The organism is Kistimonas scapharcae (genome assembly GCF_039540975.1).
GTDB lineage: Bacteria > Pseudomonadota > Gammaproteobacteria > Pseudomonadales > Endozoicomonadaceae > Kistimonas > Kistimonas scapharcae.
In genome coordinates, this window is record NZ_BAABFL010000290.1 from 1 (window position 1) to 2,817 (window position 2,817).

Annotated in this window: 1 protein-coding gene; it reads left to right on the top strand. The window is 50.5% G+C overall.

Annotated elements, in window-relative coordinates; genetic code table 11:
* Positions 1-2,798, top strand: a 2,798-nt coding sequence (locus ABD892_RS11170) for a cadherin-like domain-containing protein (protein ID WP_345195733.1), incomplete at its 5' end; no start/stop codon positions are given.
* Between the last annotated feature and the right edge of the window lie 19 nt (positions 2,799-2,817).

Here is a 2,817-nt window from a genome sequence, read left to right on the forward strand (position 1 = left end):
TTTGTGCAAAAACTGTACTCTGTTGCCAAAAGTACGGCCAGCTTGCTCACATTCCCAAGGTTAAGCGGGATTTAAGGTATATAGACGGCGCTTGGCAAACACTGGATGTCGGTGCCCGCTTCACCCAGGAACAGATTAATAACAAACAGATCCTTTTCCTGTTGCCTTCGTCTGCTGCGGATGGCGCTACCGCTGATGGATTTGTTTTCAGTGTACATGATTCCTCCCTGAGTCCATGGCCTGATGCCGGTCAGGAAGGTGCCATTCGGGATGATGCCGGTGTTATTGCAACAGATCTTCGCTTTTCAATCACCATTAATCGTGATGATGATGGCTCGGGCGGTGGTGACCCGGGTGATGAGGACGGTGTGATACCTCCGCCACCGCCGCCAGTAGACGGTGGTGGTTCCGGCGGTGACGGTGGTGGTAATGGTGGTGACGGTGGTGGTAATGGTGGTGGTAATGGTGGTGACAACGGGGGCAATGAAGGCGGTGACAACGGCGGCGGTAATAATGAACCGTTGCAGGAGGGTGGAACAGTTTCCATTGGTAGTGACGTCTTGCAGACCGATCCGGGCAGTGGTGCCGGTGATAGAGTAATACCGCCGGATGAAATCGTTTATACCGTGACCAGTCTTCCACCAAACGGAGAACTGCAGCAGCTGGTTGATGGTAACTGGGAGCCAATCAAGTTCTACGGCCAGTTCACGCAGGCAGATATTGATGCCGGTAATATTCGTTTTGAACATGATGGCGGTGAAGATCATGACAGCTCGTTTAGTTACTCCGTCAGTGTTGGCGGTGAGAACCGCGTAGAGGGCACAGTATCGCTCTCTGCAAAACCGGTTAATGATATAACCGGCGCCACTGGCGGTAGTCTGATTGTTGTCGAGAAAACGGACTCTACCGATGGTATTGCTGCGATCACGCCAGAGCATATTGGCATGCGTGATCCGGATGGCAGCCTGGATAATGTTGCCGGTGATGACGGAGAAGGTAACGAGGATACCCTTTGGTTCCAGGTTACCGACCTGCCAGACAATGGTAGCCTGCAATACTGGGATGGAGATAGTTGGGAAGCGGTACAGTCAGACCAGTGGTTCAGTCAGGAGATACTGTTAACGCCTGCGGATGGCAATGACAGTGGCTTACGGTATGTCCATGAAGGGGGGGATCAACCGTCCAATCTCTCTGATGGTTTCAGCTTCAAAGTAAGGGATGATCTTGCTGCACCCGGTTCCCCCTTTGATGTGCAGACCAACCTCTCTGAACCTGCCGCTGACAATGTCAGTAATACGGCCGTTGTTGCGATCGCTATTGCCGCTTTCAATGATGCACCGTTGGTGCCGGGTGCTTCCGGTGATGCCCCCGTTCAGGGTAAGGATCAGTCCGGTAACGATGTCACCGCTGTCAATAATGGTTTAACCGTTGATAACGGTAACGCTGTTAATGAAGGAGGAATGGCTGTCATTTCTGGCGATGATCTGAGAGCCATTGATTCAGATAATAATGCCATCCAGCGCCAGTACCTCATCACTGACAATGTTGATAACGGCACCCTTTACCTTAATGGTAAAGCCTTGGGGGTCGGCTCGACATTTACTCAGGCCGATATCGACAGTGGCCGATTGACGTATCAACATGATGGCTCAGAGAACCATAGCGATAGTTTCAGTTTCATCGTCAGCGATGGTGTAGCGGAAACACCGGTCTCCAGCTTTGCCATTGATATTACACCCGCGAATGATACGGCCGGGATTCAGGCGCCGGATCGGGTAGATGGCAGTGGCAATAGCACCATTGATCTCGGTAATGGCACGATCACTGTCGTGGATTCAGATCTTGCCGAGATTTCAGCGGGTGAGGAGGATCAACTGACCATCATTCTGGAACTGACGGAAAAGGGCAGCGATACACTGTATGACGAAGGCTATTTTGCGCTTGGTGCTGGGTTCAGCTCCCTGGTCGTCGGTGGTAGTGACCAGTCTTCGACCATTACCCTTCGCGGCACCCAGGCAGAGATTCAGGCAGCACTCGATAGCCTGCAATTGGTGCTGGAAGATACCGGCGACGGGGCCGACAAGGATACGGTGCTCGAACTGAAGGTGTCGGTTGATGACCGTATTTACGATGTACAGGGTGATCTGGTTGATCCGCAATCGGCCAATGGTGGCTCGTTCAATGAGAGCGGTGAATCCATTAACCAGAATAACAATGTCGTCAATAAGACGATTGAGATTCTGTTATCCACCATTAATGATCCGCCCACACTGATGCTGCCGAGTGATATTACTGTCAGAGAAGATAAGAATTATGCATTTAACGGTTCTATCAGTATCAGTGATGTGGATGCGTTCGATAAAACCATCAAGGTCACCCTGAGTGTTGATACGGGTAAACTGATCCTGTCAGATAAAAAACTGATTACTGAGGGTAAAAACGGCGGAAAAACAATTACCCTTGAAGGCAGTCAGGCAGACATTAACGCAGCGCTGTCCGGTCTGAAGTACAAGGGTGCCAGAGATTTCAATGGTTCTGCTATCTTGACGGTGACCGTCAATGATATGGGGAATTCAGGAACCGGTGGTAGTGCGGAAATCAGCGATACGGTAAATATCACTGTCACTCCTTTTAATGATGCGCCAACATTGATTGTGCCTGGTACACAGGTGCTGGATGAGGGGACTACGATTGTCTTTAGCAAAGACAATAATAACCAAATAAAGGTTGACGATCCCGGTGTTTGTCAACATAGTTGTCGCCCCAACTCAAGCCGCTTTCTTAAGTTGATCAGCTGAAGATCTGTCGGGATTAAGC